The organism is Streptococcus sp. HMSC072D07, from assembly GCF_001814835.1.
Taxonomy (GTDB): domain Bacteria; phylum Bacillota; class Bacilli; order Lactobacillales; family Streptococcaceae; genus Streptococcus.
Window position 1 is genome coordinate 64,786 of sequence record NZ_KV818079.1, and the last position, 3,551, is coordinate 68,336.

Here is a 3,551-nt window from a genome sequence, read left to right on the forward strand (position 1 = left end):
ATCAAGGTAGAAGGTCAAACCATTACCTTGACGCTTACAGAAGAACAAGCTAAAACAAGTGCTGGTCAAGCTGTTGAATTAACTTTCGACGCTAAGATCAAAGCGGGTGCTAACTTGTCTGATTATGTAACAGAAGATAAGTCAATCAAGGTTCCGAACAAGGCAGCTTACAAGGTAGATCTTCCAAACAAACCAGGCTTCACTAAGGATTCCAATGAAGTTCCAGTAACGCCACCGACTCCAGAAGAGCCAGAAATCAAGAAAGATGTCAACACGAAAGCTGAAGAAACACTCGCTGATCGTGATCAAGTCTTCACCTACAACGTGAAAACAAGTGTTCCAACAGATGCGACAGTCTTCAGTGTAAGTGATACACTTGAATCTGTTCTTGATTATGCAGGTTCAGCAAACGCGAGCTTGAATGGTCAAGCGCTTGACGCTAGCCAAATCAAGGTAGAAGGTCAAACCATTACCTTGACACTTACAAAAGAGCAAGTGAAAGCAAATGGTGGTCAAGCAGTTGAATTGAGCTTCACTGCGAAGATTAAAGCGGGAGCTGATTTGACTCCATATCTAACAGATCGTGGATTCACTGTTCCAAATACAGCTTCTTATGACGCGAAGTTCCCACACAAACCAGGGCTACACAAAGATTCGAATAAAGTTCCGGTTATCGTTCCAAAAGAACCAGAACCAGAAATTACGAAGAAAATCAACCGTACCTTGGACCACTTGGATGTCGAATACGATGCACCTTACATGTACAATGTCAATACAGTTTTACCAAAAGATATTGATAAGTACAAAGAGTTCACTGTAACAGATACACTCGAACCGGTCTTGGCAATCGCTGATACGCCAGTAGCCTATGTGGATGGTCGTGATGCAAATGGTGCCCTTGAAACAAGTGTTAAGGGAAATACAGTCACTGTGAAAGTGAAAGATTTCGCTCGATTGAAAGGTTTCAAAGAAATCCAATTGTATATTCCAGCTAAACTCAAAGCGAATAGCGATTTGAAAGCTTATAAGGACCAATTGGTACCAAACAAAGCAACTGTCAACTTCAAGGATGCGAATGGTCAATCTGGCAGCAAGGAAACAAAACCAGTAACGGTGAAACCGCGTGACCCAGAAAAACCAACAGATCCAACACCAGGTGAACCTGCTAAGACAGTTGGGCCAGAAGATGGATCTAAACCTGATAAAGACTACCACTTACCAAACGCTTTAGATACCTTCCGCTTCGATATCACTACACCGGTTCCAACAGATCCAGTAGATGAAAACGGAAATGCTAAGAAGGATCAATATGGTCGTCTTATCAAGACAGACTTGACTAGCTTTACGATCACTGATAAAATCGATTCAGTCTTGAAAGTCAACAAAGACCGTATCGCTCTTAAAGTTGAAAATGCTCAGTTTGACAAGATCAAAGCAACTCTTCAAGCTCAACTTGAACAGTCTGAGAAAGAACTCAAAGCTTTGACAGGCAAGTCAACAGAAGAGACTTCAACAGAGACTGGTAAGAAGGAAGAACTCAAGGCAGCGGAAGCTAAAGTAGCTGAATTGAAAGCGAAGTTGGAAGCAGCTAAGGCAGCGCAGCCAGCTAAACCAGCTGAAACTACAACACCAGCTACTCCAGCAACAGCTGCTGAAGAAACAACTCCAGCTACATCTGATTCTTCTGCATCAGAAGATAAGAAACCTGCAACTAGCGAGCCAAGTCAAGATCTTGCAAGCTTGGAAGCAGAGTTGAAAGCAGCTGAAGAAAACTTGGCTAAACTTCAAGCACCAGCTGAGAAAGAATCAGAATTGGCACCAGCTGATAAGAAACAACAACAAGAGAAACTTGAAAATGAAATCAAGAAACTAAAAGAAGCTCAAACCAAGCTTCAAGCAGCTATTGATAAATTGTCTAAAGTTTCAAATGACCGCGGTGAATTAGTAGGTAAAGATTTAGAAGCAATTGCTACTGTTACTTACGATGAAACTAGCAATGTTGTGACTTTTGAAATCAGCGATAAGGATGTTCTTGAAGCCTTGAAGGGAAGTACCGTACGTCTTATACTTTACACTAACTTCAAAGAAGGAACAGATTTTACAAAATTCACTGGTGGTGTACCAAATACAGCTGAAGTAAGCTTTAACCATAATCCAAAGCCAAAAACTACCAACAAAGTTGTGGTGTTCCCACCAACACCACCAACACCAGAAAAACCACAAACTCCGCCACCAGGTGGAACCGTTCCTCCAGCAGAACCTAAGAAAACATTGCCAAATACAGGTTCTGAAGGATCTTCAATCTTTGGAGTACTTGCAGCCCTAGCTCTAGGACTTGCTGGACTTCTAGTTTGGAAGCGTAAAGCTGAACGTTAGTATCATATAGTAAGAGGAGAGTAGAAAATTTTACTCTTCTCCTTACTGTATATTGAAAGTGTTAAGGAAAGAATAATGAGTAGAAAAAAATTATTAAAGTTAGGAATTTCTATACTTGCTTTAAATGCACTTGGAGTAGCCACTTATCATGTAGCTCCCGACTTGTATCAAATTCCAACAGTGCATGCGGAAGAGACACCAGCGGAAGATGAAGAAATTCCAGATGGCCAAGAGCGAAGTATTGCAAATACTTTCAAAAGAATGCTTGATAGTATAGAATCTTCAATTAAGGATTTTACAAATAGTCCAGATGAGGATAATAAAGAACTCCTAGAGGGTGATGTAGAAGAAGCAAAGAATTTTTTTGAGACTGCAAAGAAGGCAATGAAGAGTCCAGAAGGTCAAAAAAGTTTTGCGGCGCTTGAAGCTCGCTACAATTCTTTAAAAGCTAAGGCTGAGGCACTTCTCACTGGGGGAGATTTAAAAGAAGAACATCAAGAAGTCACAACTACTGAGGAGATTCCTTACCCATCTCGGACAGAAAACAATGCAGACCTCGCTGAAGGTACTCGAAAGGTAAAACAAGCGGGAGAAAAAGGTCAGAAGAAAGTTGTTTGGGATGTTACTTTGGTAAATGGCGTTGAGAAAAAACGTGATAGAAAGAGCCAAACGGTAATTAAAGAACCAGTAGAAGAAATCATCGAAGTAGGAACTAAGAAAACAGGTGTAGAAACCAAAGAAACAGTGACTGTAGAGGAGAAAGTTGCTTTTAAAGAAGAAACGAAAGTAGACCCAGCACTGGATAAAGGTCAAACACGTGTTGAAGAAGGTGAAGAAGGTATTGATGAAGTCACTTATGAAGTGACAAAAGTGGATGGTGTTGAAAAATCTCGTAAAGAAGTTTCACGCAAGACCAAGAAAGCTGCAAAAAACAAGATTACCTATACCGGTGGGAAAGCTGTTGTAACGACTAAGGAAGTAACCAAAACTGAAGAAGTTGCCTTCCAGACTCGTGAGGTTGAAAATGCACTCTTAGCTGAAGGTGTTCGCCGAGTGAAAACAGCTGGGCAAAAAGGTGTTCGTACCATTGTTGAAACTGTCACTTACACAGACGGCGTTGAAACAGGTCGTGAGGTGAAATCCAACACAATCACTACTCCAGCAGTAGACGAAGT

Annotated in this window: 1 protein-coding gene and 1 pseudogene; both read left to right on the plus strand. The window is 41.1% G+C overall.

The window, feature by feature from the left end:
• Window positions 1–2,376, plus strand: a pseudogene (gene padA, locus HMPREF2991_RS11310) (LPXTG-anchored isopeptide-forming adhesin PadA); the annotation flags it as partial.
• A 75-nt stretch (window positions 2,377–2,451) separates the two neighbouring features.
• Window positions 2,452–3,551: G5 domain-containing protein (locus tag HMPREF2991_RS11315; protein ID WP_257372029.1), on the plus strand; the 1,100-nt coding region annotated here is incomplete at its 3' end.